Origin of the sequence: Streptomyces sp. cg40 (assembly GCF_050320165.1) — a bacterium.
Taxonomy (GTDB): Bacteria; Actinomycetota; Actinomycetes; order Streptomycetales; family Streptomycetaceae; genus Streptomyces; species Streptomyces hokutonensis.
Window position 1 is genome coordinate 2,178,769 of record NZ_CP190128.1, and the last position, 25,355, is coordinate 2,204,123.

20 protein-coding genes are annotated in these 25,355 nt (G+C 70.3%); 14 read left to right on the forward strand and 6 right to left on the reverse strand.

The genetic code is table 11. From position 1 onward, the window contains the following. Positions 1-107 precede the first annotated feature (107 nt). From ACQHII_RS09645 to ACQHII_RS09655, 3 genes are all read right to left on the reverse strand, one after another. The gene (locus ACQHII_RS09645) at positions 108-2,573 is read right to left on the reverse strand and encodes a SpoIIE family protein phosphatase (RefSeq protein WP_427918890.1); all 2,466 of its coding nucleotides are present in this window, start codon (positions 2,571-2,573) and stop codon (positions 108-110) included. A gap of 150 nt (positions 2,574-2,723) precedes the next feature. Then, positions 2,724-5,114 carry an MFS transporter gene (locus ACQHII_RS09650; protein ID WP_427918891.1) on the reverse strand — a complete coding sequence of 797 codons (2,391 nt, stop codon included), beginning with the start codon at positions 5,112-5,114 and terminating at the stop codon, positions 2,724-2,726. A gap of 166 nt (positions 5,115-5,280) precedes the next feature. Beyond that, on the reverse strand, positions 5,281-5,724 hold the full coding sequence (locus tag ACQHII_RS09655; RefSeq protein ID WP_200711535.1) for an SRPBCC family protein: 444 nt from the start codon (positions 5,722-5,724) through the stop codon (positions 5,281-5,283). Between the two features lie 168 nt (positions 5,725-5,892). On the opposite strand from ACQHII_RS09655, the gene ACQHII_RS09660 reads away from it, so the two are divergent. From ACQHII_RS09660 to ACQHII_RS09675, 4 genes are all read left to right on the forward strand, one after another. Further along, positions 5,893-6,939 (forward strand): Rv2578c family radical SAM protein, encoded by a 1,047-nt coding sequence (locus tag ACQHII_RS09660; RefSeq protein WP_427918892.1) that lies wholly within the window; start codon positions 5,893-5,895, stop codon positions 6,937-6,939. 139 nt (positions 6,940-7,078) lie between these two features. Next, complete coding sequence (locus tag ACQHII_RS09665) at positions 7,079-8,659, forward strand: alpha/beta hydrolase (RefSeq protein ID WP_427918893.1); 1,581 nt, start codon at positions 7,079-7,081, stop codon at positions 8,657-8,659. A 66-nt stretch (positions 8,660-8,725) separates the two neighbouring features. Continuing rightward, positions 8,726-9,124, forward strand: coding sequence for a RidA family protein (locus ACQHII_RS09670; protein WP_427918894.1), 399 nt, complete (start codon positions 8,726-8,728; stop codon positions 9,122-9,124). 56 nt (positions 9,125-9,180) lie between these two features. Further along, positions 9,181-9,714 carry an N-acetyltransferase family protein gene (locus tag ACQHII_RS09675; RefSeq protein WP_427918895.1) on the forward strand — a complete coding sequence of 178 codons (534 nt, stop codon included), beginning with the start codon at positions 9,181-9,183 and terminating at the stop codon, positions 9,712-9,714. An 18-nt stretch (positions 9,715-9,732) separates the two neighbouring features. On the opposite strand, the gene ACQHII_RS09680 is transcribed toward ACQHII_RS09675, so the two are convergent. Then, the gene (locus ACQHII_RS09680) at positions 9,733-10,308 is read right to left on the reverse strand and encodes an adenylosuccinate lyase (RefSeq protein ID WP_427918896.1); all 576 of its coding nucleotides are present in this window, start codon (positions 10,306-10,308) and stop codon (positions 9,733-9,735) included. Positions 10,309-10,647: 339 nt separating this feature from the next. Between ACQHII_RS09680 and ACQHII_RS09685 the strand changes: the two genes are divergently transcribed. The 9 genes from ACQHII_RS09685 to pssA all read left to right on the forward strand — a co-directional run bounded on the left by ACQHII_RS09685 (position 10,648) and on the right by pssA (position 21,560). Continuing rightward, positions 10,648-12,453, forward strand: a complete 1,806-nt coding sequence (locus ACQHII_RS09685; protein ID WP_427918897.1) for a 3-hydroxyacyl-CoA dehydrogenase family protein — start codon at positions 10,648-10,650, stop codon at positions 12,451-12,453. A 136-nt stretch (positions 12,454-12,589) separates the two neighbouring features. Beyond that, positions 12,590-13,399 carry a TetR family transcriptional regulator gene (locus ACQHII_RS09690; protein WP_200711542.1) on the forward strand — a complete coding sequence of 270 codons (810 nt, stop codon included), beginning with the start codon at positions 12,590-12,592 and terminating at the stop codon, positions 13,397-13,399. A gap of 424 nt (positions 13,400-13,823) precedes the next feature. Continuing rightward, positions 13,824-15,161 carry a crotonyl-CoA carboxylase/reductase gene (gene ccrA / locus ACQHII_RS09695; RefSeq protein ID WP_427925268.1) on the forward strand — a complete coding sequence of 446 codons (1,338 nt, stop codon included), beginning with the start codon at positions 13,824-13,826 and terminating at the stop codon, positions 15,159-15,161. 10 nt (positions 15,162-15,171) lie between these two features. Then, positions 15,172-17,199 carry a protein meaA gene (locus ACQHII_RS09700; RefSeq protein WP_427918898.1) on the forward strand — a complete coding sequence of 676 codons (2,028 nt, stop codon included), beginning with the start codon at positions 15,172-15,174 and terminating at the stop codon, positions 17,197-17,199. Next, positions 17,196-18,167: an HpcH/HpaI aldolase/citrate lyase family protein gene (locus ACQHII_RS09705; RefSeq protein WP_427918899.1), complete on the forward strand. Its 972-nt coding sequence runs from the start codon at positions 17,196-17,198 to the stop codon at positions 18,165-18,167. The genes ACQHII_RS09700 and ACQHII_RS09705 overlap by 4 nt, the downstream gene beginning before the upstream one ends. Positions 18,168-18,169: 2 nt before the next feature. Continuing rightward, the gene (locus tag ACQHII_RS09710; protein WP_319200831.1) at positions 18,170-18,682 is read left to right on the forward strand and encodes a MaoC family dehydratase; all 513 of its coding nucleotides are present in this window, start codon (positions 18,170-18,172) and stop codon (positions 18,680-18,682) included. A 2-nt stretch (positions 18,683-18,684) separates the two neighbouring features. Further along, entirely contained in the window at positions 18,685-19,890 is a 1,206-nt protein-coding gene (locus tag ACQHII_RS09715; protein WP_427918900.1) for an acyl-CoA dehydrogenase family protein, read from the forward strand. A 169-nt stretch (positions 19,891-20,059) separates the two neighbouring features. Further along, positions 20,060-20,716: a phosphatidylserine decarboxylase gene (locus tag ACQHII_RS09720; RefSeq protein ID WP_427918901.1), complete on the forward strand. Its 657-nt coding sequence runs from the start codon at positions 20,060-20,062 to the stop codon at positions 20,714-20,716. A gap of 22 nt (positions 20,717-20,738) precedes the next feature. Further along, positions 20,739-21,560: a CDP-diacylglycerol--serine O-phosphatidyltransferase gene (gene pssA, locus ACQHII_RS09725; protein WP_362984266.1), complete on the forward strand. Its 822-nt coding sequence runs from the start codon at positions 20,739-20,741 to the stop codon at positions 21,558-21,560. 250 nt (positions 21,561-21,810) lie between these two features. Here pssA and ACQHII_RS09730 read toward each other — a convergent pair whose 3' ends face one another. Further along, the gene (locus ACQHII_RS09730) at positions 21,811-22,929 is read right to left on the reverse strand and encodes a glycerate kinase (RefSeq protein WP_427925269.1); all 1,119 of its coding nucleotides are present in this window, start codon (positions 22,927-22,929) and stop codon (positions 21,811-21,813) included. 198 nt (positions 22,930-23,127) lie between these two features. On the opposite strand from ACQHII_RS09730, the gene ACQHII_RS09735 reads away from it, so the two are divergent. Further along, positions 23,128-24,201 carry an ADP-ribosylglycohydrolase family protein gene (locus tag ACQHII_RS09735; protein WP_427918902.1) on the forward strand — a complete coding sequence of 358 codons (1,074 nt, stop codon included), beginning with the start codon at positions 23,128-23,130 and terminating at the stop codon, positions 24,199-24,201. 214 nt (positions 24,202-24,415) lie between these two features. Here the strand turns inward: ACQHII_RS09735 and ACQHII_RS09740 are convergent, their stop codons facing one another. Further along, positions 24,416-25,306, reverse strand: a complete 891-nt coding sequence (locus tag ACQHII_RS09740; protein ID WP_427918903.1) for an SDR family NAD(P)-dependent oxidoreductase — start codon at positions 25,304-25,306, stop codon at positions 24,416-24,418. Positions 25,307-25,355: the final 49 nt, after the last annotated feature.

Genomic DNA, 25,355 nt, shown 5'->3' on the forward strand with positions numbered 1-25,355 from the left:
CTCACAAGCAGGCGGCGCATTCCTTCACCGCTCATTCGACACGTGTACGCCGATGTGCGCCCCGCGCGCCCCCACGGTCACCCGCGCTTCAGCGGCGAGGAGGGGCTTCAGCGGCGGGGCAGGGTGAGTTCGAACCAGACGGTCTTGCCGGCGGTGGTACGGCTGGCGCCCCACTCGCGGGCGAGTGTGCCGACCACATGCAGTCCGCGCCCGAACTCGTCGCCGGGGCCGGCGCTGAGCAGGGTCGGCAGGGTGGGATCGTCGTCGTCCACCTCGCACAGCAGGGTGTCGCCGCGCACCAGGCGCAGTTCGATCCGGCGGCCGTGGGAGTGCCGTACGGCGTTGGTGACCAGTTCGTCGGCCAACAGGGCGGCGGTGTCGGCCAGTTTGGCGAGGCCCCACTCATGGAGCTGTTCGCGGACCACCGCGCGGGCCCGGCCGACCTCGGCCGGGTCGAGGGCGAGCCGCCATTCGGCGACGTCGTCCGGCTCGATGCCGTTCAGACGGGCCATCAGGAGGGCCACGTCGTCCTTGCGGCCGCCGCGCGTGTTGAGGGAGCGGATGATCGTGTCGCAGGCGTCGTCCATGGACGCGGCCGGATGCGCGGCCGACTCGCTCAGCGTCGCGAGTCCTACGCCGATGTCCTCGCCGCGCACCTCGACCAGACCGTCGGTGCACATCACCAGCCGGTCGCCGGGCTCCACGCGTACGCGGACCGCCTCGAAGGGCACCCCGCCGACGCCGATGGGCGCGCCCGTGGGCAGGTCCAGGAGCTCGCTGCGGCCGTCCCGGGCCCGCACGATCACCGGCGGGATGTGGCCCGCGTTGCCGATGTGGAGTTCGCCCGCGATCGGGTCGTAGACGACGTACAGGCAGGTCGCGAGGTAGGTGTCGCCGAGGCGCTGCGCCAGGTCGTCGAGGTTGCGCAGGAGTTGGGCGGGCGGGAGGTCCATGGCGGCCATGGTCTGCACGGCGGTGCGCAACTGGCCCATCATCGCTGCCGAGTTGAGGCCGTGGCCCATGACGTCGCCGACGACGAGGGCGGTACGGGCGCCGGGCAGTTTCACCGAGTCGAACCAGTCGCCGCCGACCCGCCCCAGCAGTGTGCCGGGCAGATAGCGGGTGGCGATGTCGCAGCCCGCCATGCGTGCCGGGATGTGCGGCAGCATGCTGTCCTGGAGGGTCTCGGCGACGGACTCCTGGTAGGTGTACATGCGCGCGTTGTCGAGCACGAGGCCCGCGCGGGCGGCGAGTTCGGCGCCGGTGACGCGGTCCATGTCGTTGAACTCGACGCGCTCCGGGTGACGCAGCAGGATCATGAAGCCGAGGACGACATTGCGCGCCTTGAGCGGGACGACCAGCATCGAGCGGCCGGTGATCAGCGGCCGGATGTCGCGCTTCTCGAACTGCGAGGCGATCATGTGCCCCATCTGCTCGCTGATGCGCGGCACGAGGACGGGTTCGCCGGTGGTCATGCACTGGAAGAACGGGGTGTGCGCCGGGAACGGCATGGCCTCGCCGACCGGAACGACGTCGTCCCAGCGGCCGGGTTCGTCGGTGTGCTCCAGGGCAACCCGGTGCCACATGGTGGTGGTGTCCGGCACACCGTCGGGGAACCCCTCGCCGGCGACGACCTGTTCGCGCAGATAGGTGCCCGCGACATCCGTGAAGCGGGGGACGACGGCCCGGCTGACTTCGACGATGGTGGTGGCGAGGTCGAGCGAGGTGCCGATGCGGCCGCTGACCTCGTTCAGGAACTCCAGCCGCTCGCGTACGGCGACGTATTCGAGGTCCTCACGCTCGTCCACGACCTCCTCGGGCACGGGCAGGCCCTCGGCGACCGCGAGGGCGACCCGCTCGCGGCGCGCCTTGCGCTCGGCACGGCGGGCGACGCCCCAGTCGGGGGTCACGGGCACCCGCTCGTTCTGGCTGAACTCCAGGACGGGGTAGCCCAGTTCGAGGACCTGGGCGACGATGCGGGCGCTTTCGTCGACGCTCATGCTGGGCAGGATCTCGGGGAGCCTGCGGGCGAGTTCGTCGGCGCCGGGGAAGTCGGTGTGGTGGGCGAAGGCGGGTGCTATGCGCTCGAAGGCGCCGTCCGCCTCGGGGAGGTCCTGGCGCAGTCCGTCCGCGTCGGCGGCGAGCACGAGCAGCCGCTCGCGCCCGGGGCCGACCAGCGGGTACGCCCACCACAGGACGTCCACGCGGTCGCCACGCTCGGGCACGGTGAGGCGGGCGCGTCCGGCGGAGGGGTACGACAGCTGACCGTCGAGCGAGGACTCCAGGTCGGGGCCGAGTCCGTCGTAGGACGCGGACGCGCCGTAGGGACCGGTCTCCTCCTCGTCGGGCAGGGCGCCGGAGACGGGGAGCAGGTCGACGGCCGTCTGGCCGATCGCCTCCTCCTTGGTGGTGCCGAAGAGCCGGCGGGCGCCCCGGCTCCAGTGCGAGACGAGTCCGTCGCGGTCGATCAGGATCACAGCCAGCGGGATACGGCCCGCCGCGGTGTGCTCGCTCACCACGTCGTCCCCGGCTCCGCGGCCGGGAGGTGCCTCCCGCTCGGTGCCACGGTCCATGGCCCAGGCCCTCTCTCCCCACGGCTCCGCAAGATCTGTGCCGCCTCCCACCACGCTACGGGGGCGGCCGGTTGCCATGTGCGGCATTCCTGGAATTGGTTCCATCCAATCCGCACCGGCGTGCGCCTGTGCGCCCCGTGGGGCCGGTGATCAGTCCTCGTGGCCGAGTTGCAGATCGCGTTCGGTGCGTCCCCCGCCCGCCACTTGGAGAACGGTGGCCACGGGCGGATACCCGGCGGCGATCACCGTGTACTCGCCGGAGGACAGGTCGACGAACCGGAAGGTGCCGTCGGGGCCGGTGGTGAGCGTGTCGACGACGTTGCCGGCCGCGTCCAGGAGCGTCACGCGCGCGTCCTCGACGGGCCGCCCGCCGCTCGCCCTGACGGTGCCGCGCAGCACGGCGCCGCCGGCGAGTTCGACGTCCTGCCGGGTCTCGCGGGACGCCTGCACGCTGACGGGGAGCGCGGCCGGCCGGAACGCCGGCGCGCTGGCCGCGAGGGTGTACTCCCCGGCCACCAACTCGCTGATCACATAGCCGCCTTCGCGCCCGCTGCGGGTACTGGCGACGACCTCGCCGTGCACGTTGGTGAGCGTCACGGCGGCCTCCCGCACCGGGGTGCCGTCCGCGGTCAGCACACTCCCGGCGAGGCGTCCGGCACCGCCGAGGACGACGTCGAGCTCGACGGGCCGCTCCCCCACGGTCACGGACACCGCCTGCGGCTGGTGCCCGCCGGCCGCCGCGATCAGGACGTACGACCCGGAGCCGGGCGTCGACAGCGCGTACCGCCCGTCCGCGCCGCTGGCGCCGCGTCCGATCTGCTGCCCGGAGACGTCGATGAGGGTGAGGGCGGCCCGGGGCACGACGGTCCCGTCCGGGTGCTGGACCGTTCCACAGACGGGGATTCCGGGGGTGTACGCCGAACGGGCCTGCGGGATCGGGGAGTTGAGGGGTGCGGTCTCCGACGTCTCGGCGGGGGCGTTGTGGGACACCAGTGGTTTCTCCTTGAGGAAGAAGGCGATGAGCAGGCCGAGGGCGAGCACCGGGACGAGGTAGAGGAAGATCCGGGGCATGGCGTCGGCGTAGGCCCGGATGTAGCTGTCGCGCAGCGTCGGGGGCAGCGCGTGGACGAGCTGCGGGGTGATGGACTCGGGGTCGGGGAGGCCCGCCCCCGCGCGCGTGGGGAGGCGGTCGCGCAGGGCGTCGGTGAGCCGGTCGGCGAAGAGGGTGCCGAAGACGGCGGCGCCGACGCTGCCGCCGATCTGCCGGAAGTAGTTGTTGGCGCTGGTGGCGGTGCCGAGGTCGGCGGGCCGTACGGAGTTCTGCACGGCGAGGACGAGGACGGGCATCACCAGGCCGATGCCGGCGCCGAGGACGGCCATCCAGAGGCTGTACTGAAGCCGGGAGGTGTCGACTTCGAGCCGGGACAGCAGCCACATACCGAGGACGGAGAGGGCACTCCCGAGGATCGGGTAGATCTTGTACCGGCCGGTGTGGCTGATGAGCTGGCCGGAGACGATGGACGCGCCGACGATGCCGCCCATCATGGGCAGCATCAGCAGTCCGGACTCGGTGGCGCTCGCCCCGTCCACCATCTGGAGGAAGGTCGGCAGATAGCTGGCGGCCCCGAAGAGCGCGACCCCGATCACCAGGCCCACCAGGGCGGTGACGTTGAAGACGGCGTCCCTGAACAGCCTTAGCGGGATGAGGGGTTCGGGCGCGAACCGCTCGGCGACCAGGAAGAGGACCGCGGCGGCCACCGCTCCCGCGCCGAGACCGAGGATGACGCGTGATCCCCAGGCGTACTCGGTGCCGCCCCAACTGGTCAGCAGGACAAGGCACGTCGAGGCGGCGGCGAGCAGCAGTGCGCCGAGCAGGTCGAGGCGCGCCTTCGCCGTCGGCTTCGGCAGTTTCAGTACGACGGTCACGACGGCGAACGTGACCACGCCGAAGGGCACGTTGACGTAGAAGCACCACCGCCAGGAGAGGTGGTCCGTGAAGTAGCCGCCGAGCAACGGGCCCGCCACGGAGGCCAGTCCGAAGGTGGCGCCGATCAGGCCCATGAAGCGGCCGCGCTGCCGGGGCGGCACGATGTCCGCGATGATCGCCTGCACGCCGATCATGAGTCCGCCGGCGCCGATGCCCTGCACCGCGCGGAACGCGATGAGTTGGTCCATGGACTGGGCGCGGCCCGCGAGGGCGGAGCCGATCACGAAGACCGCGATCGCGAACTGGAACACGCTCTTGCGGCCGAGGAGGTCGCCGAGTTTGCCGTAGACCGGCAGTCCGACCGTGGAGGTGAGGAGGTAGGCGGTGATCGCCCAGGACATCTTCTCCAGGCCGTGCAGTTCGCCGACGATCTTCGGGAGCGCGGTGGCGACGATCATCTGGTCGAGCGCCGCGAGGAGCAGCGCGAGCATCAGGCCGAGGAAGACCAACCGCACGCGGCGCGGGCTGAGTTCGGCCCTCTCGACGGGTGCGGGGACCGGGGTCTCCGGTGGCGTCGAGGGCCGTTCGTCCTGCACCAGAGTCGTCCCGCCCACGTACCGCTCCCCTCGTCGCGCCTGCCGCACAATTCCCGCTTTAGGCGACAACTGTGAGCAAGCGTGACGAGTTACGGCGTACGCCCGGCTCGAACGGAGATCCACTCGAACCGGTGAGGGAGGCACTCAGGACGTCAACGCGCCCTGGGCGCTTGGCCCTTGGGGGCTACTTCTCGACCTCGGTGGCGAGCTTGTCGAGGACCAGGTCGTAGATGCGGCCGAGGCCCTTGGGGGCGAAGGTGCGCTCGAAGAAGCCGCCGATGCCGGTGGCGCCGTTCCAGGTGCTGGTCACGACGACGCGGGACTTGCCCTCGCCGGCCGGGGTGACCCGCCAGGTGGTGACCATGGTGGAGTTGCGGTCCTTCTCGACCAGTTCGCCGTCGGTCGGCTCGCTGACCTCCAGGAGGCAGTCGCGGACGCGCTTGCTGGTGGCCTGGAGCTTCCAGTGGACGAGGGTGCCCTCGCCGTCGCCTCCCTCGCGCACCTCGTACTCGCTGAACTGCTCGGGCAGCAGGTTCGCGCGCGTGCCGGTGTAGTCGGCGAGGGCGTCGAACACCTTCTCCGCGTCGGCTGCGACGACCCGCTCGGTGGTGGCCTCGACCTGCGCCATTTCGTTCCTCCAGGACTTGCGTTCTCGGGGTCGGGGCAAGCCAACCACCCCCGCACTCGCTCGCCCAAATCGGGGTGCCCCAGGGCGTCGGAAGCGGTAGGGAATGACACTTGCACAGTAATTCGAACAAGTGTTTCACTCGGGGGGCAGGCCTACCTAGGAGGCGTCATGCGCTGGGAGAACCTCACCCTGGAGTCCGACGGCCACAGCCGGACGGCCGACGTAGCGCTGTTCGGCGCGGACGCGGTGACCACCCGTACCTTCGACACGCCCGAGTTCCGCGGAATCACCTTCCACGAGGTGCGGGCCCGCTCGATCATCAACCGGGTGCCCGGGGCGTCCCGCATGCCCTTCGAGTGGACGGTCAACCCGTACCGGGGCTGCTCGCACGCGTGCGTGTACTGCTTCGCCCGCAAGTCGCACAGCTATCTGGACCTCGACACCGGCCTCGGCTTCGACTCGCAGATCGTGGTCAAGGTGAACGCGCCGGACCTGCTGCGCCGCCAGCTCGGCTCCCGGCGCTGGCTCGGCGAGCACATCGCGATGGGCACGAACGTCGACTGCTACCAGCGCGCGGAGGGCCGCTACCGGCTGATGCCGGGCATCCTGAGCGCCCTGCGCGACCACGCGAACCCCTTCTCGATCCTGACGAAGGGCACCCTGATCCTGCGCGACCTGGACCTCCTGGTGCAGGCCTCCGAGGTCACCGACGTCGGCATCTCGGTCTCGGTCGGCTTCACCGACCCCGCGCTGTGGCGCACGGTGGAGCCCGGCACGCCCTCCCCGGAGCGGCGCCTGGACGCCGTAAGGACGCTGACCGAGCACGGCATCGACGTCGGCGTCCTGATGGCCCCGGTGATCCCCTTCCTGAGCGACCACCCGGCCCAACTGCGCGCCACCGTGAGGGCGATAGCCGCCTCCGGGGCCACCTCGGTGACTCCCCTGGTGCTGCATCTGCGGCCCGGTGCCCGGGAGTGGTTCATGGCCTGGCTCGGGCAGCACCACCCGCATCTGGTGCGCCGTTACGAGCGGCTGTACGCGGAGGGCGCGTACGCCCCGAAGTGGTACCAGCGCCGGATCACCCGTCAGGTGCACGACCTGGCGCAGGAGTACGGCATCGGTCCCGCGCGCGCGGGGATGCCGCGCCGGATTCCCGAGCCGGTGGAGCAGGCCGGCGAGCCGGTGGGCGAACCGACGCAGCTCTCGTTCATCTGAGGGCGTTCGAGCGCATCCGGCGGCCCAATTGGGTCAAGTATCGGCTGAACAGGTTCTTCCGCCCCGGCTTTTCGGGACTATGCGGCGAGGACCGGCCGCGAGAACCGCGGTCGGCCGCCTCTCCGTCCTGGGAGGACTCATGAGAAAAAGCGCAGCCGTACTGTGCGGTGCCGCCGTCGTCGTGGCCGGGACGGTCACCGCTCTCCCCGCCGACGCGAGCACCACGCATTCCGCGGCCACCGTCCGGACGGCGAAGCTCGGCTGGAAGAGCTGCGCCACCACCAACTACCCGACGCTCCAGTGCGCGAGCGTCAAGGTGCCGCTGGACCACGCGAACCCGCACGGCACGCAGATCACACTCGCCCTCTCCCGGGTCCCGCACACCGCGAAGACGTACCAGGGCCCGCTGCTGGTCAACCCCGGCGGCCCCGGCGGCAGCGGACTGACCCTCGCGGGCTTCGTGGCCTCCTCGCTGCCCAAGGCGGTGGCCTCCCAGTACGACGTCATCGGCTTCGACCCGCGCGGCGTCGGCAAGAGCACCCCGGCCCTGGACTGCAAGCCCGGTTACTTCGACCCGGTGCGCCCCGACTCGGTGCCGAGCACCCCGGCGCTGGAGAAGGCCAACCTCACGCGCGTGAAGTCCTTCGCCGCCGCCTGCGGCAAGAAGTACGCGAGCGTGCTGCCGTACATCAACACGGTCAGTGCCGTGCGGGACATGGACTCGATCCGGGCCGCGCTCGGCGCGAAGAAGATCAACTACTTCGGCTACTCGTACGGCACCTACCTCGGCGCCGTGTACGCCAAGCTCTTCCCGGAGCGCGTGCGCCGCCTGGTCCTGGACTCGATCGTCGACCCCACGGGCGTCTGGTACGACGACAACATCGGGCAGGACTACGCCTTCAACGACCGCCAGCAGGCGCTCATGGCGTGGATCGCGAAGTACAACTCCACGTACAAGCTCGGCACCGACCCGGCCAGGATCGAGGCCAAGTGGTACGCGATGCGGAAGGCGCTGGCCAAGAAGCCGGCGGGTGGCAAGGTGGGGGCCTCCGAACTGGAGGACACCTTCATCCCGGGCGGCTACTACAACGGCTACTGGCCCTATCTCGCCGAGGCGTTCGCCGCGTACGTGAACGACAAGAACGCCGATCCCCTGGTCGAGGCCTACGACAACTTCGCCGCGATCGACGCCTCCGGGGACAACGGGTACAGCGTCTACACCTCGGTGCAGTGCCGTGACGCGTCCTGGCCGCGCGACTGGAACCAGTGGCGCAAGGACAACTGGGCGGTCTACGAGAAGGCGCCCCTGATGGCCTGGAACAACGCCTGGTACAACGCGCCGTGCGCGTTCTGGCCGACCAAGTCCGAGCAGCCGGTCAACATCGCCAACGGCAAGCTGCCGCCCACGCTGCTCTTCCAGGCGACGAACGACGCGGCGACCCCCTACGAGGGCGGCGCGACGGTCCACCAGCTGCTGGCCGACTCCAGCTTCGTGGTCGAGCAGGGCGGCGGGAACCACGGCATCACGCTGAGCGGGAACGCCTGCCTGGACAAGTACCTGGCGACGTACCTGACCGACGGCACGGTGCCGCGCAGCGGCGGCGAGGTCGACGCGGTGTGCCAGAAGACGCCCGACCCGAAACCGCTGACCACGGCGAAGTCGGCGACGAGCACGGCACACGGTTCGACGCTGCACGGGTTGCTGGGCTTCCGCGGCTGAGCACACCCCGACGGCCTCTCGGGGGCGGGAATCCTCGTTGTCAGACCCATGGTCCACCATGGACGCATGAGTGAACTGACGAGGATTCCCGCCCCCGACGGCGTCGCAGCGGCCGCGGCCTACACGCACGTCGTCATGGGCACCGGCCGCTTCGTCGCGATCTCCGGCCAGCTCGCCCTGGACGAGGACGGCAAGCTCGTGGGCGAGGGCGACGCGGCGGCCCAGGCCCGCCAGGTCTTCGAGAACCTCCGCCGCTGCCTCGCCGCAGCGGGCGCCGGCTTCGACGACGTGGTCAAACTGACCTACTTCGTCACGGACATGGCCCACATGCCGGCGATCCGAGCGGCCCGCGCCGCCCACATACCCGACGACCGGCTCCCCGCCGCCTCGGCCGTGCAGGTCGCCGCGCTGGTGCGACCGGAGTTCCTGATGGAGATCGAGGCGTTCGCGGTCATCGGCGAATAGGCGAATGGGCGAATAATCGGGGGCGGCCCGGCAGCAGAGTCCATAAGGTGCCCGCCATGGACGATGCCGAGCGCCTCCAGATCCGCCCCATGGTCCTCGCCGACTGCGACCGCGTCTCCGAAATCCGCGTCCTCGGCTGGCAGTTCGCGTACCGGGGCCTCATGCCGCAGTCCTTCCTGGACGCCCTCAGCGCGAAGGACGACGCCGAGCGCCGCCGGGCCCGGCTCGCGCGGGGCGACGACAGCGTGGTGAACCTGGTCGCCCAGCGGGGCGGGGAGATCATCGGCTGGGCCGCGCTCGGCCCCTACCGGGACGGCGAAGTCCGCACCGGGGAGGCAGAGTTGTACGCCATCTACCTCGACCCGCACCACCTGAACACCGGCACCGGCCGGGCCCTGATGCAGGAGGCGCTACGGCGGTGCGCCGCCCTCGGTCACGACCGCGTGTACCTCTGGGTGGTCCGGGGCAACGCCCGCGCCCGCCGCTTCTACGAGCGGGCGGGCTTCCGGGCGGACGGGGCGGAGGAGCCGTACGAGGTGGACGGGGTGCTGGTGCCGGAGATGCGGTACGTCAGGGAGCTGACGGACTGAGGTCGTGACGCGTGGGGCTCACCGCTGCCGCGGGATCCGCCCCAGCGCGTGCACCGCCGCCTCCGCCAGTGTCGGGTGGGCGAGGGCCTCGGTCAGGACGGGTCTGGCGCGGGGGTCGCCCAGTTCGCCGAGGCCCTGTACGCAGGCGAGGGCCACGCGGCGGTACGGGTCGTGGGGGCGCAGGCGGCGCTCCAGGGTGGTGATGAGGGCGGGGACGGACTCGGGGGCGCGCAGGTCGGCCAGGAGCCGGACGGGGTGGAGGGCGTAGGCGACGCGGAGTTCGTTGGTGGCGAGGGCGGCTGCCGCGCGGGCGGTGCGGGGGTCGTCGAGGCGGGCCAGGGCGTACGCGGCGGACGCGCAGCGCGATGGGTCGCGGTGGTTGAGGAACAGGACGAGGGACTCGAAGGCCCGCCGGTCGCCCGCCAGGCCGAGCCGGAACGCGGCCAACTCCCGGGCCCAGAGCGGCTGTCCGACGGCCGTGAGCACCTCCGCCAGTTCGTCGAGGTCGTCGGTCGACACGAGTCGCTCGTACGGCGCCGCTCCTCCCGATTCCTGCCGTAAGCGCTCCGTGAGTGATCGCAACTCTTCGTCCATGAAACCGAGCCTATGGGGGTCGCGGGACAGACGGGACCTACATCACAAACTCCGGGGGCTGGCGCGCTCGTTACCCACCGGTTAAGCTCAGGTGAGCGAGTTACCCACTCGCGTATCTCCTCGCGGTGGCCTGGTGACGCAGCCATCGCGAGTGCAGTCGGTTCGGTACCTCGTGTGCCGCAGTACGACACGGCTTGGGACAGGGCCGGTCGGAACTCTCAACTCGCCGGGCGTGTGCGCTCGTTGCCCGGCACCACCCGCACTCCTTCTCGCGCCCCGTGCGCCCCTCGGCGTACGGCGCGCGCTCCCAGTCGTCACCCTCATTCCAGGAGTCCCGCGATGGCAGCTCCCCTGTCCGACGCTCCCCTGTCCCCGTTCAAGACCATTGCCGTCGTCGGTCTCGGCACGATGGGCACCGGTATCACCGAGGTCCTCGCCCGGGCCGGCCGCGAGGTCGTCGGCATCGACGTCAGCGAGGCCGCGACCGCGCACGCCGTCGCCGCCCTGGAGACCGCGACCGCCCACGCCGTGCGGCGCGGCCGGCTGACCGAGCAGGAGCGCACCGACGCCCTGGCCCGGGTCCGCACCTCCACCGACCTGGGCGCGGCGGCCGACGCCGACCTGGTCATCGAGGTGGCCCCGGAGTCGTACGAGATCAAGCACCAGATCTTCCGTGAGCTGGACGGGATCGTGCGCCCCGGGACGATTCTCGCGACCGGCACGAACGCCCTGTCCGTCACCCGGCTCGCCGCCGACTCGGCCCGGCCGGAGCGGGTGCTCGGGCTGCACTTCTTCAACCCGGCGCCCGCGATGAAGCTGGTCGAGGTGGTCTCCTCGGTGCTGACCGCGCCCACCGCCGTCGCCGCCGTCACCGAGCTGGCGATCGAGCTGGGCAAGGAGCCCGTCGCGGTCGGCGACCGCCCAGGCTTCGTCGCGGACGGCCTGCTGTTCGGCTATCTGAACCAGGCGGCCGCGATGTACGAGGCGAAGTACGCCTCCCGCGAGGACATCGACGCGGCGATGCGACTCGGCTGCGGACTGCCCATGGGCCCCCTCGCACTGCTCGACCTGATCGGCATCGACACCGCGCGCACGGTCCTGGAGGCCATGTACGCCGAGTCCCACGACCGTCTGCACGCCCCCGCGCCGATCCTCAAGCAGCTCAGCGAGGCGGGCCTGACCGGCCGCAAGACGGGCCGCGGCTTCTACTCCTACGAGGCGCCCGGCAGCGCGACCGTCGTGCGCGACGCGCTCACCCCGCCGGAGGGCGCGCGGCCCGCACCGGGTCGTACGGTCCGCTCGGTCGGGGTCGCGGGTTCCGGGACCATGGCGTCCGGTATCGCCGAGGTCTTCGCCAAGGCCGGCTACGACGTGGTCCTCGCCGCCCGCAGCGAGGAGAAGGCGCAGTTCGCCAAGTCCCGTATCGGCAAGTCGCTCTCGCGCTCCGTCGACCGGGGGCGGATGACCGCCGAGGCCGCCGCCGGGACCCTGGAGCGGATCACTCCGGCGGGCTCCTACGACGCGTTCGCGGACGTCGACCTGGCCGTCGAGGCGGTCGCCGAGGACCTGGAGGTCAAGCAGCAGCTGTTCGCGACGCTGGACAAGGTCTGCAAGCCGGGCGCGGTCCTGGCCACCACGACCTCGTCGCTGCCGGTCGTCGCGTGCGCCCGCGCCACCTCGCGCCCGCAGGACGTGATCGGCATGCACTTCTTCAACCCCGCACCGGCGATGAAGCTGGTCGAGGTCGTCCGTACGGTGTTGACGGACGCGAACGTCCACTCAACGGTTCACGAGGTCTGCGTCAAGATCAAGAAGCATGCGGTCGACTGTGGCGACCGAGCAGGATTCATCGTCAATGCACTGCTTTTCCCGTACCTCAACAACGCGATCAAGATGGTGCAGGAGCACTATGCGTCTCTTGACGACATTGATGCCGCGATGAAGCTGGGCGGCGGTTACCCGATGGGCCCCTTCGAGCTGCTGGACGTCGTCGGGCTCGACGTCTCCCTTGCGATCGAGAAGGTCCTGCACCGCGAGTTCCGCGACCCGGGCCTCGCTCCCGCGCCGCTCCTGGAGCACCTGGTGGCCGCGGGCTGCCTCGGCCGCAAGACGGGCCGCGGCTTCCGCGAATATGCCCGCCGCTGAGCGTTACGGCGACGGGTCCGCAGCCGAAGGAGAGTGGGGCGGGCTGCTCGACCCCACCGGAGGACCCCTGCCCGTGGTGGGCGGGGGAAACCCCCGACGTGCGCGGCAGGCTGCGCACATGCAGTACGTTCGGGTCATGCCCCAGCCCGCCAAGCCCTCACGTACCGCAGCCGCGCCCGACGCACCGGAGAGTGCCGCGGGGAGTCGCGCCGCCGCCCAGCGCCTCAAGATGCGGCGCGAACTGGCGGCGGCGGCGATGGAGCTGTTCGCGACGAAGGGGTACGAGGCGACCACCGTCGACGAGATCGCCGCCGCGGCCGGGGTCGCGCGCCGGACGTTCTTCCGCCACTTCCGCTCCAAGGAAGAGGCGATCTTCCCGGACCACGACGACACCTTGATCCGGGCCGAGGCGGTGCTCAACGCGGCCCCCGCGCACGAGCACCCGCTCGACACGGTGTGCCGGGGCATCAAGGAAGTCATGCGGATGTACGCGGCGCAGCCGGAGATCTCGGTCGCCCGCTACAAGCTGACGCGCGAGGTGCCCACCCTGCGCGAGGCGGAGATCGCGTCGGTGGCCCGCTACGAGCGGCTGTTCACGCGCTATCTGCTGGGCCACTTCGACGAGCACGCGCACGACGACGACGCCAACGACGACCCGCTGCTCGCCGAGGTCGCCGCCTCGGCCGTGGTGACCGCCCACAACCACGTGCTGCGGCGCTGGCTGCGGGCCGGCGGCCAGGGCGACGTCGAGGCACAGCTCGACCACGCCTTCGGGATCGTACGGAAGACGTTCGGCAGCGGCATCGGCGCCGGCCGCACCACGACCCCCAAGCCGGCCACGGCGATGGTGCACCAGCAGGGCGAGGTCCTGGTGACGGTCGCCCGCACCGACGCGCCGCTGGACGAGGTCATGCGGACCATCGAAGAGGCACTCAGGGACCGCTGACCCCTTCCGCACCATGTGATGACGGCCACCCTCCGGGGTGGCCGTTTTGGCATGCCAGAGCCCCTTTTCACGCACCTTTCAGGCCCCGTTCGATCGATCATCGCTCATTTGTTACGTAAAGATTTCACCTGAGAGCGATTCATGGCACTCGGTGCCTTGCGGGGTGACACGCAGTGTCATACGTTGAAGGTGTCCGGGCGGCCGGCGTACAGAGATCTCCCGTACGCCGGCTGTCCCCGCAACCCACCACTGGGCTGCGCGCCCGGACGCCTGCGTCACAGGCACCCTCCCGCGCCACAAAGCGCTGCCGAAGCACCACCCGCCGAACCGACGGCACCTCTCCACCCACCCTCAGCAGCAGCACCGACGTAACCATCTGCGCCCCTCCCTCAGGGCGCACTTCGCCGGAGGCAACACCGTGACCGTGAAGGACATCCTCGCCGCGATCCAGTCGCCGGACTCGACTCCGGCCGACTTCGCCGCCCTGCCGCTCCCCGAGTCGTACCGCGCGATCACCGTGCACAAGGACGAGACGGACATGTTCGCGGGCCTCAGCACCCGCGACAAGGACCCCCGCAAGTCGATCCACCTGGACGACGTCCCGGTGCCCGAACTCGGCCCGGGCGAAGCCCTGGTGGCCGTCATGGCATCGAGTGTCAACTACAACTCCGTGTGGACCTCGATCTTCGAGCCGCTGTCGACCTTCGGCTTCCTGGAGCGCTACGGCAAGCTCAGCGAGCTGACCAAGCGGCACGACCTGCCGTACCACATCATCGGCTCCGACCTCGCGGGCGTCGTCCTGCGCACCGGCCCCGGCGTCAACGCCTGGAAGCCCGGTGACGAGGTCGTCGCGCACTGCCTGTCCGTCGAGCTGGAGTCGAGCGACGGCCACAACGACACGATGCTCGACCCCGAGCAGCGGATCTGGGGCTTCGAGACCAACTTCGGCGGGCTCGCCGAGATCGCGCTCGTCAAGTCCAACCAGCTGATGCCCAAGCCGGACCACCTGTCGTGGGAGGAGGCCGCCGCCCCCGGGCTGGTGAACTCCACCGCCTACCGGCAGCTGGTCTCCCGCAACGGCGCCGGCATGAAGCAGGGCGACAACGTCCTGATCTGGGGCGCGAGCGGCGGACTCGGCTCGTACGCAACGCAGTTCGCGCTCGCGGGCGGCGCCAACCCGATCTGCGTCGTGTCCTCGCCCCAGAAGGCGGACATCTGCCGGTCGATGGGCGCCGAGGCGATCATCGACCGCAACGCCGAGGACTACCGGTTCTGGAAGGACGAGCACAACCAGGACCCGCGCGAGTGGAAGCGGTTCGGCAAGCGCATCCGTGAGCTCACCGGCGGCGAGGACGTGGACATCGTCTTCGAGCACCCAGGTCGCGAGACCTTCGGCGCAAGCGTCTACGTCACCCGCAAGGGCGGCACGATCGTCACCTGCGCCTCGACCTCCGGGTTCAACCACGAGTACGACAACCGCTATCTGTGGATGTCCCTGAAGCGCATCATCGGCTCGCACTTCGCCAACTACCGCGAGGCCTGGGAGGCCAACCGGCTGGTCGCCAAGGGCAAGATCCACCCGACGCTCTCCAAGGTGTACTCCCTGGAGGAGACCGGCCAGGCCGCCTACGACGTCCACCGCAACCTCCACCAGGGCAAGGTCGGCGTCCTGTGCCTCGCCCCCGAGGAGGGTCTCGGTGTGCGCGACGAGGAGAAGCGCGCCCAGCACATCGACGCCATCAACCGCTTCCGGAACATCTGAGGTCACGTAGATGACTGAGCGCCAGAAAGACCGGCCGTGGCTGATGCGCACGTACGCCGGTCACTCCACGGCAGAGGCGTCCAACGAGTTGTACCGGCGCAACCTCGCCAAGGGCCAGACCGGCCTGTCGGTCGCGTTCGACCTGCCGACGCAGACCGGCTACGACTCCGACCACATCCTCGCCCGCGGCGAGGTCGGCCGGGTCGGCGTGCCGATCGCACACCTCGGTGACATGCGCCGGCTGTTCCAGGACATCCCCCTGGACCAGATGAACACCTCGATGACGATCAACGCCACCGCCATGTGGCTGCTGGCGCTCTATCAGGTCGTCGCCGAGGAGCAGGGCGTCGACATCACCCGGCTCCAGGGGACGACCCAGAACGACATCGTCAAGGAGTACCTGTCGCGGGGCACGCACGTGTTCCCGCCGGTCCCCTCGCTCCGGCTGACGACCGACATGATCTGCTACACGGTCAACCACATCCCCAAGTGGAACCCGATCAACATCTGCAGCTACCACCTCCAGGAGGCGGGAGCCACCCCGGTCCAGGAGATCGCGTACGCGATGTCCACGGCGATCGCCGTCCTGGACGCGGTGTTCGCGTCCGGGCAGATCCCCGAGGACCGCAGGGGCGATGTCGTCGCCCGTATCTCCTTCTTCGTGAACGCGGGCGTCCGCTTCATCGAGGAGATGTGCAAGATGCGCGCCTTCGGCCGCATCTGGGACGAGATCACGCGCGAGCGCTACGGCATCGAGGACCCGAAGCAGCGCCGGTTCCGCTACGGCGTCCAGGTCAACTCGCTCGGTCTGACCGAGGCGCAGCCGGAGAACAACGTCCAGCGGATCGTCCTGGAGATGCTGGCCGTGACGCTGTCGAAGGACGCCCGCGCGCGTGCCGTCCAACTCCCGGCGTGGAACGAGGCGTTGGGGCTCCCCCGGCCCTGGGACCAGCAGTGGTCGCTGCGCATCCAGCAGGTGCTGGCGCACGAGAGCGACCTGCTGGAGTACGCGGACATCTTCGACGGCTCGCACGTCATCGAGGCGAAGGTGGCCTCGCTGGTCGAGGAGTCCCTCGCGGAGATCGACCGCATCGAGGAGATGGGCGGCGCGATGGCCGCCGTCGAGTCGGGCTATCTGAAGTCGCAGCTCGTGTCCTCGCACGCGGAGCGCAGGGGTCGTATCGAGTCCGGTCAAGAGAAGATCGTCGGAGTCAACATCTTCAACACGACCGAGCCGAATCCACTCACCGCCGACCTCGATCAAGCGATCCAGACGGTCGACCCCGCCGTCGAGGCCCGGGTCATCGCGTCCTTGCAGCACTGGCGGGACACGCGCTACCAGCCGCCGTTCAACCACCCGCGCCCGTGCAAGGCGCTGGAGCGGCTGAAGGAGGCCGCCAAGGGCACCGACAACCTCATGGAGGCCACCCTGGAGTGCGCCCGCGCCGGTGTCACGACCGGCGAGTGGGCCGGGGCCCTGCGCGAGGTGTTCGGCGAGTTCCGGGCGCCCACGGGCGTCTCGTCGGCGCCGGTCGCGGTGCCCGCCGAGGAGGGCTCGGCGATGGCCGGGGTCCGCCGCAAGGTGGACGTGACGGCACGCGAGATGGGTGTCGGCAAGCTGCGGTTCCTGGTCGGCAAGCCGGGCCTGGACGGGCACTCCAACGGCGCCGAGCAGATCGCCGTCCGCGCGCGTGACGCCGGCTTCGAGGTGGTGTACCAAGGCATCCGGCTCACCCCGGAGCAGATCGTGGACGCGGCCCTCGCCGAGGACGTGCACGCGGTCGGCCTGTCCATCCTGTCCGGCTCGCACGCCCAGCTGGTGCCGGACGTGCTCGAACGGCTCCGTGTGGCCGGTGCCACAGACATACCTGTCATCGCCGGTGGGATCATCCCCAATGGCGACGCCGAGCAGCTCAGGGCTGCCGGGGTCGCCGCGGTCTTCACCCCGAAGGACTTCGACATCACCGGAATCATCGGCCGCATCGTCGACGAGATCCGGAAGGCGAACAAGCTCGACCCCCTGGAGGTCCCCGCATGACCACGCCCGCCCCCGTGAACCGGCTCCGTCCGCGACGCTCCTGTCTCGCGGTCCCCGGAAGCAACCCGCGCTTCCTGGAGAAGGCGCAGGGCCTCCCGGCCGACCAGGTCTTCCTGGACCTGGAGGACGCGTGCGCTCCGCTGGCCAAGCCCGACGCGCGGCACACCATCGTCAAGTTCCTCAACGAGGGCGACTGGACGGGCAAGACGCGGGTCGTGCGCGTCAACGACTGGACGACCGAGTGGACGTACCGCGATGTCGTCACGGTCGTCGAGGGCGCGGGCCAGAACCTCGACTGCATCATGCTGCCGAAGGTGCAGACCGCCCAGCAGGTCGTCGCCCTCGACCTGTTGCTGACGCAGATCGAGAAGACGATGGGCTTCGAGGTCGGCAAGATCGGCATCGAGGCGCAGATCGAGAACGCGCAGGGACTCAACAACGTCAACGAGATCGCGACCGCGTCCCAGCGCGTCGAGACGATCATCTTCGGACCGGCCGACTTCATGGCGTCGATCAACATGAAGTCGCTTGTGGTGGGTGAGCAGCCGCCCGGCTACCCGGCGGACGCCTACCACTACATCCTGATGAAGATCCTGATGGCCGCCCGCGCCAACAACCTCCAGGCGATCGACGGTCCTTACCTCCAGATCCGCAACATCGACGGCTACCGCGCGGTCGCCCAGCGGGCCGCCGCGCTCGGCTTCGACGGCAAGTGGGTGCTGCACCCGGGCCAGGTCGAGGCGTCCAACGAGATCTTCTCGCCGTCCCAGGAGGACTTCGACCACGCCGAGTTGATCCTCGACGCGTACGACTACTACACGTCCGAGGCCGGCGGCAAGAAGGGCTCGGCGATGCTCGGCGACGAGATGATCGACGAGGCCAGCCGCAAGATGGCGCTGGTCATCTCCGGCAAGGGCCGCGCGGCGGGCATGAAGCGCACCACCGAGTTCGAGATTCCGGAGGCGTGACCATGCAGTTCGGACGCACCTACGAGGAGTTCGAGGTCGGCGCGGTCTACAAGCACTGGCCCGGGAAGACGGTCACGGAGTACGACGACCACCTCTTCTGCCTCCTGACGATGAACCACCACCCGCTCCACATGGACGTCAACTACGCCGAGAACACGACGGACTTCGGCAAGAACGTGGTGGTCGGCAACTACATCTACTCGTTGCTGCTGGGCATGTCGGTGCCGGACGTGTCGGGCAAGGCGATCGCCAACCTGGAGATCGAGTCGCTGAAGCACGTGGCGCCGACCTTCCACGGGGACACGATCTACGGCGAGACGACGGTCCTCGACAAGACGCCGTCCCGCTCGAAGAACGACCGCGGGATCGTCTACGTCGAGACCAAGGGCTACAAGCAGGACGGCACGCTGGTCTGTGTGTTCCGCCGCAAGGTGATGGTGCCGACCGAGACGTACATCAAGGAGCGCGGCGGCGAGCAGCCCGGCCGCCCCCAGCTCAAGGAGCAGGAGAAGTAGCCATGGCGCGACTCGCCCAGACCGCCGGTCTCACCGACATCCAGCGGGAAATCCTGTCCACCGTCCGCGACTTCGTGGACAAGGAGATCCTCCCGGTCGCCACCGAGCTGGAGCACCGCGACGAGTACCCCCAGCAGATCGTCGACGGGCTCAAGGAGTTGGGCCTCTTCGGCCTGATGATCCCGGAGGAGTACGGCGGCCTGGGCGAGTCGCTGCTGACGTACGCCCTGTGCGTGGAGGAGATCGCGCGCGGGTGGATGTCGGTCTCCGGGATCGTCAACACGCACTTCATCGTGGCGTACATGCTCAAGCAGCACGGCACGCAGGAGCAGAAGGACCACTTCCTGCCGCGCATGGCGGCGGGCGACATCCGGGGCGCGTTCTCGATGTCGGAGCCGGCGCTCGGTTCGGACGTCTCGGCGATCACGTCGAAGGCGGTGAAGGACGGTGACGAGTACGTCCTGAACGGCCAGAAGATGTGGCTGACGAACGGCGGTACGTCGTCCCTCGTGGCCGTCCTGGTGCGCAGTGACGAAGGGCACCCTGAGGGCACCGCGCCGCACAAGTCGATGACGACCTTCCTGGTGGAGAAGGAGCCCGGTTTCGGTGAGGTCCGGCCCGGCCTCACCATCCCCGGGAAGATCGACAAGATGGGCTACAAGGGCGTCGACACCACCGAGTTGATCATGGACGGTCTGCGCATTCCGGCCGACCGGGTGCTCGGCGGCGAGACCGGCCGAGGTTTTTACCAAATGATGGACGGAGTCGAGGTGGGCCGCGTGAATGTGGCGGCGCGTGGCTGCGGCGTCGCTCAGCGTGCCTTCGAACTGGGCGTCTCCTACGCGCAGCAGCGCCACACGTTCGGGAAGCCGATCGCCCAGCACCAGGCGATCCAGTTCAAGCTGGCGGAGATGGCCACCAAGGTCGAGGCCGCCCATGCGATGATGGTGAATGCGGCACGCAAAAAGGACTCCGGCGAACGAAACGACCTTGAGGCAGGGATGGCGAAGTACCTCGCCTCCGAGTACTGCAAGGAGGTCGTGGAGGACGCCTTCCGGATCCACGGCGGGTACGGATTCTCCAAGGAGTACGAGATCGAACGCCTTTACCGCGAGGCGCCGATGCTGCTGATCGGCGAAGGTACCGCCGAAATCCAGAAAATGATCATCGGGCGCAGGCTGCTCGAAGAGTATCGATTCCAGGGCTGATTGTCCGTTTCGGGGTGTTTTCTTCGAGAAGAAGATCACACCCCGTCAACGCTCTTCAGCCGCCGACTCGACTTACTGGCTTAGCCAGTTGTGGCCCACGACCGGTACGATCCCGGGAAAGCCGCCGTCCCCCGTTACAGTGCGGCATCATCCGCTACGAAGGTCATCCATGCCCCACAGCCAAACCTCTGCACCACGCGACAGCCTGGCAGGCGTACGCCTCGCGCGCGGAGCATCGCCGTGGCTCCTGCCGACCGTCGCCACCGCAGCCCTCAGCCTGGTACGTGCGCGCAAGTCCGGCGCCGCCAAGGCCGTGGCCGTACCCGCCACCGCGCTCGCGGCGGGCATGCTGTGGTTCTTCCGCGACCCCGAGCGCGAGATCACCCCGGGCCGGGTCATCTCGCCCGCCGACGGAGTGGTGCAGAGCATCATGCCGTGGAAGGACGGTCGCACCCGCGTCGCCATCTTCATGAGCCCGGTGAACGTCCACGTCAACCGCGCGCCGCTCTCCGGCACGGTGACGTCGGTCGAGCACATCCCGGGCGGTTTCGTTCCCGCGTTCAACAAGGAGAGCGAGAACAACGAGCGGGTCGTCTGGCACTTCGACACCGAGCTCGGTGACATCGAGATGATCCAGATCGCCGGCGCCGTCGCCCGCCGCATCGTCCCCTACGTCCCGCAGGGCACGAAGGTCGAGCAGGGCGAGCGCATCGGACTGATCCGCTTCGGTTCGCGTGTCGACATCTACCTCCCCGAGGGTGTCGAGGTGGACGTGGAGGTCGGTCAGAAGACGGTGGCTGGGGTGACTCGCATTGACCGTGATTGATCCGGAGACACAGGCGGGCTGGGTGCCCGAGGCCGATGACGTGGACGACGAGGAGGAGATGCCTCTTTCTCTCCGCCTCTCAATAGCGGACACCCTCACCCTCGGCAACGCCACCTGCGGCTTCATGGCGGTGTACTTCACCACCACCGGCATCCTGATCCCGCACCTGACCGGCAACGACGAGTCGACCGGCATGGCCCGCCACAGCGCGGCCACCGCGGTCATCCTGATGCTGTGCGCGGCGGTCTTCGACCTCTTCGACGGCCTCGTCGCCCGCAAGCTGCGCTCCTCCCCCATGGGCGCGGAGCTGGACAACCTGTCGGACCTGATCAGCTTCGGCCTCGCACCGGCGTACTTCGTCCTCGTCTACGGCATGGTCGCGGACGACGCGCACCAGAGAGTGGCCGCGGTCGGCGCGATCGTGGTGCTGCTGGCCGTGGTGCTGAGACTCGCGCGCTTCTCGTGCGTGACCCCGCCGAACGGCATGTTCCAGGGCATGCCCTCCCCGTTCGGCGCGCTGACGGTGGTCTCGATCGTGCTCCTCGAGCTGCCCTTCGTGGCTACGCTCATGGCGATCCTGGGCACCGCCTGGCTGATGGTGAGCCGGGTCGAGTACCCGAAGCCGCGCGGTCGCCTCGCGGTCGCGATGCTCGCCTGGATCGTCCTGTCGATGGGCCTGCTGGCGGCCTGGGCGTTCGACGCCCCGAGCGGCCAGCTCCTCCTCCAGACGGGCTGCGCGCTCCAGCTGGTCATGGGCGCGGTCATCCCCCTGTTCGCCACGGCCCGCCGGGTGAACACCTTCCGCGGCAACAGGCGTGAGGCACGAGCCGCACAGCTGCCGTAGCGGTCGTAGCAGACGAAACGAAGGGCCCCGAGCCGCTTGGCTCGGGGCCCTTCGTCCTGTTGGCGCCCGGCATTGGTGCGGGCCCTGCTGGGGGCTGCGCCCCCAGACCGCCTCGGCCCTGCACGGGCCTCGTCCTCACACGCCGGACGGGCTGAGAGTGACCGGCGTGGAGCAGTAGCCGCGGCGTTCGTACGACGTGTCGGGACCCAGGCCACTTGGCCGGGGCCCTTCGCCGTTCCTCGTGCGGGACTCAGACCAGGAAGTCGCGGGCGATGTTCTCCGCCACCCGCTCCAGGATCGGGCCCGCGTCGGCGATGCACTTCACGACGTCGGGTTCGACCGAGGTCAGTGGGTAGGCGCGGCGGATGCCGGCGTGGCCCAGGGACTGTGGAGGCAGCGCCAGGCGGCCGCAGACGGCGACGACCTCCTTGCCCTCCGCGCGGGCCGCCGCGGCGACGCCGGCCGGGGCCTTGCCGTGCAGGGTCTGTTCGTCGAGGGAGCCCTCGCCGGTGATGACGAGGGTGGCGCCCTCCAGGGCGGAGGCGAAGCCGAGGACGTCGAGCATGACCTCGATGCCGGGGCGGAAGCGGGCGCCGAGGAGGAGCGCGCCGTAGCCGATGCCGCCGGCCGCGCCCGCGCCGGGGGCGACGGCGTACTCGGCGGCCCTGGTGCCGGTCGTCTCCTCAAGGATCTTCGCGTAGTGGCCGAGGGCCGCGTCGAGGGCGTCCACGTCGTCCGGTGCGGCGCCCTTCTGGGGGCCGTAGACCGCGGCGGCGCCCTTGGGGCCGGTGAGCGGGTTGTCGACGTCGCTGGCGAGGACGAGGGCGACGGAGGCGAGGCGCGGGTCGAGGCCGGAGAGGTCGGCCGAGGCCAGCTCGATCAGGGCGCCGCCGCCCGGGGGCACCGGTTCGCCGTCCGCGTCCAGGAAGCGCGCGCCGAGCGCGGAGAGCATGCCCGCGCCGCCGTCGGTCGTGGCGCTGCCGCCGACGCCGAACACGATCGTCCGGGCGCCCGCGTCGAGCGCGGCCCGCAGCAGTTCGCCGGAGCCGTACGTCGAGGAGGTGAGCGGGGCGAAGACGCCCTTGGGCAGGCGTTGCAGCCCGCTCGCCTCGGCCATCTCCACCACGGCCGTGTCGCCGCGGACCGCGAAGGCCGCGGTGACCTCGTCGCCGAGGGGCCCGGCGACCCGTATCTCCCGTCGCTCGAACCCGGCCGCGACGGCCGCGTCCACCGTGCCGTCGCCGCCGTCGGCGACCGGCATCGCCGCGACCTCCAGATCGGGTACGACCCGGCGCAGCCCGGCCGTCACCCGCTCGGCGACCTGCACGGCCGTCAGCGACCCCTTGAACTTGTCCGCGGCGATGAGCACCCTGTGGGTGCCCCTCTGTGCAGCGTCCGCCACCTTGCGATCCCCTTGCTCTACGGGCCCCGCACACTTCAGGGCCAGTCGCGCCGCTTGCGACCCTAACCGGCCGACGCCCCCGCCGTCATGCCCCGCCCGAACGCTGGGACCGGGCTGAGCGTCCCCTGTGCCGCCGCCGGGCCCGGAATCGGGTAGACCGGAGACATGACCCCAGTAGGTACTGAGCAGGCGCTCACGGACCGTGTCCTCGGGGGCTGGCTGGGCCGGATCGCGGGCAACATGCTCGGCAAGCCGGTCGAGCAGGGCGACCTGTGGACCCGCGACCGCATCGACCGCTATCTCCGGCGGGCCGCCGCCCTGCCGCTCACCGACTACCTGCCCGAGCCGCCCGGCGAGGACGACGGCTTCGAGCTGCGCCCCGAGTGGCAGCGGTGCGTGCGCGGCCGGATCCACGGCAGCTGCCGGGACGACGACGTCGACTACTCCGTTCTCGGCCTCGGCCTCCTGGAGACCCACGGCTTCGGCTTCAGCACCGAGCAGGTCGGCGAACTGTGGCTGCTGCGCCTCCCGTACCTCCAGACCTACACGGCCGAGCGCGCCGTCTACCGCAATCTCGCCAACGGCCTCAAGCCACCGCTGACGGCGACGTACGACAACCCGTACCAGGAGTGGATCGGCGCCCTGATCCGCGCCGACATCCACGGCTGGACCAACCCGGGGGCCCCGCGCCGCGCGGCCCAACTGGCGCGCAGGGACGCCGTGTTGTCCCACACCGGGAACGGTGTCTACGGCGCGATGTGGGCCGCCGCCCTGATCTCGGCGGCGTTCACCGCACCGACCGTGCGGCACGCGCTGGACACGGCGCTGACCGTGATCCCGCCGGGCTGCCGCCTCGCACGCACCGTGCGCCGGGTGCTCACCCTGCACGAGACCCGCATGACCTGGGAGGACACGCTCACCACACTGTCCGAGGAGACGGCGGGCCTCGGCTGGATCCACACGATCCCGAACGCGGCGGTCCTGACGGCCGGACTCCTGTACGGCGACGGCGACTTCACCCGCACCATCACACTCACCGTCCGCGGCGGCCTCGACACCGACTCGAACGGCGCGACCGCGGGTTCGGTCGCCGGGGTGCTGAACGGCGCCGCCGCGATCCCGGGGCAGTGGAAGGACCCGCTCGAAGACACCGTGCGCAGTGCGGTGTACGGGTTCGACGGAGTACGGATCAGTGAACTGGCCGAGCGCACAGTGCAGTTGGCGGTCGCGGACGGCTAGACGGCCCCGTGCTCGGTGAGACTCCGGGCGCGGTCGAGGACGGCCTCCCGGGCCGGGCCCGGTCCCCGGCCGTGCTGTGGCGGTTGCGGCGGCCGGGCGCGGGGGTGATCTCGTGCGGCGACGGGTCCCGGTGGCCGGGAAGCGCTGACCGGCAGCCTCCGGTGACGTCATCGCCCGGATGTGGACGTCGGCCGGGTCGGGCGGATCCTCGGTCTCATCGTCGACGGGATGCGGGCGACTCCGTGAGGGGCGTGTCGTCGAAGGCGTCCGCCGTCACTCCGAACGCCTTCAGCACCAGCCGGTCGCGCAGGCCGTCCGGCAGGAACCGCAGCAGCGCGAGGGCGCGGCCGTCGCGGCCGGTGGTGGCCAGGGTGGCCGGGTGGCGGGTGGTCAGGGCGCGTACGACGGCGTCGACCGCGGGGGTGACCGGGCCGAGCGGTTGGCGGGCGGCCGTCGCCCGTACGGCGTCCAGGGCGCGGGCGTAGTGCTGCTGGGTCTGGGCCGAGCCCGCCCGGCCGAGGTCCGCGCTCGCCTTGTCCGCCGTCGCGAAGATCGGGGTGTCCATGGCGCCGGGTTCGACGAGGGTGACCTTGACTCCCTGGTGGCGGAGTTCCGCGCGCAGGGAGTGGGTGAGTGCGGCGAGCGCGGCCTTGGAGGCGGCGATGGGGCCGAAGAAGGGGGGCGGGACACGGGCCGAGACGGCGCCGATGTTGACGATCCGGCCGCCGGAGGCCCGGAGTGCGGGCAGGAAGGCGCGGATCACCGTGGCCTGGCCGATCACGTTGATCTCGAACTGGCGGCGCCAGGCCTCGGTGGGCGTCAGCTCGACGGGGCCCTGGCCCATGATCGCGGCGCTGTTGACCAGTCCGTCGAGCCGCGACCCGATCTGCTCCGCCGCCGCGAACACGGAGTCCTCGTCGGTGAGTTCGAGCCGGACGGGGGTGAAGCCGGCGTCCCGCAGTGCCTCCGCGTCCTCGGGGCGGCGGTGGGTGGCGTACACGGTCCAGCCGGCGGTGCGCAGGGCGCGCGCGACTGCGGAGCCGACGCCGCCGGTGGCGCCGGTGACCAGGACGGTGCGGGGAGTGGACAGGGGAAGCTCAGCCACAAGGGCCGCCTTTCACAAGGGAGTTCAGAACACCGTGGAGTCCGGTGTC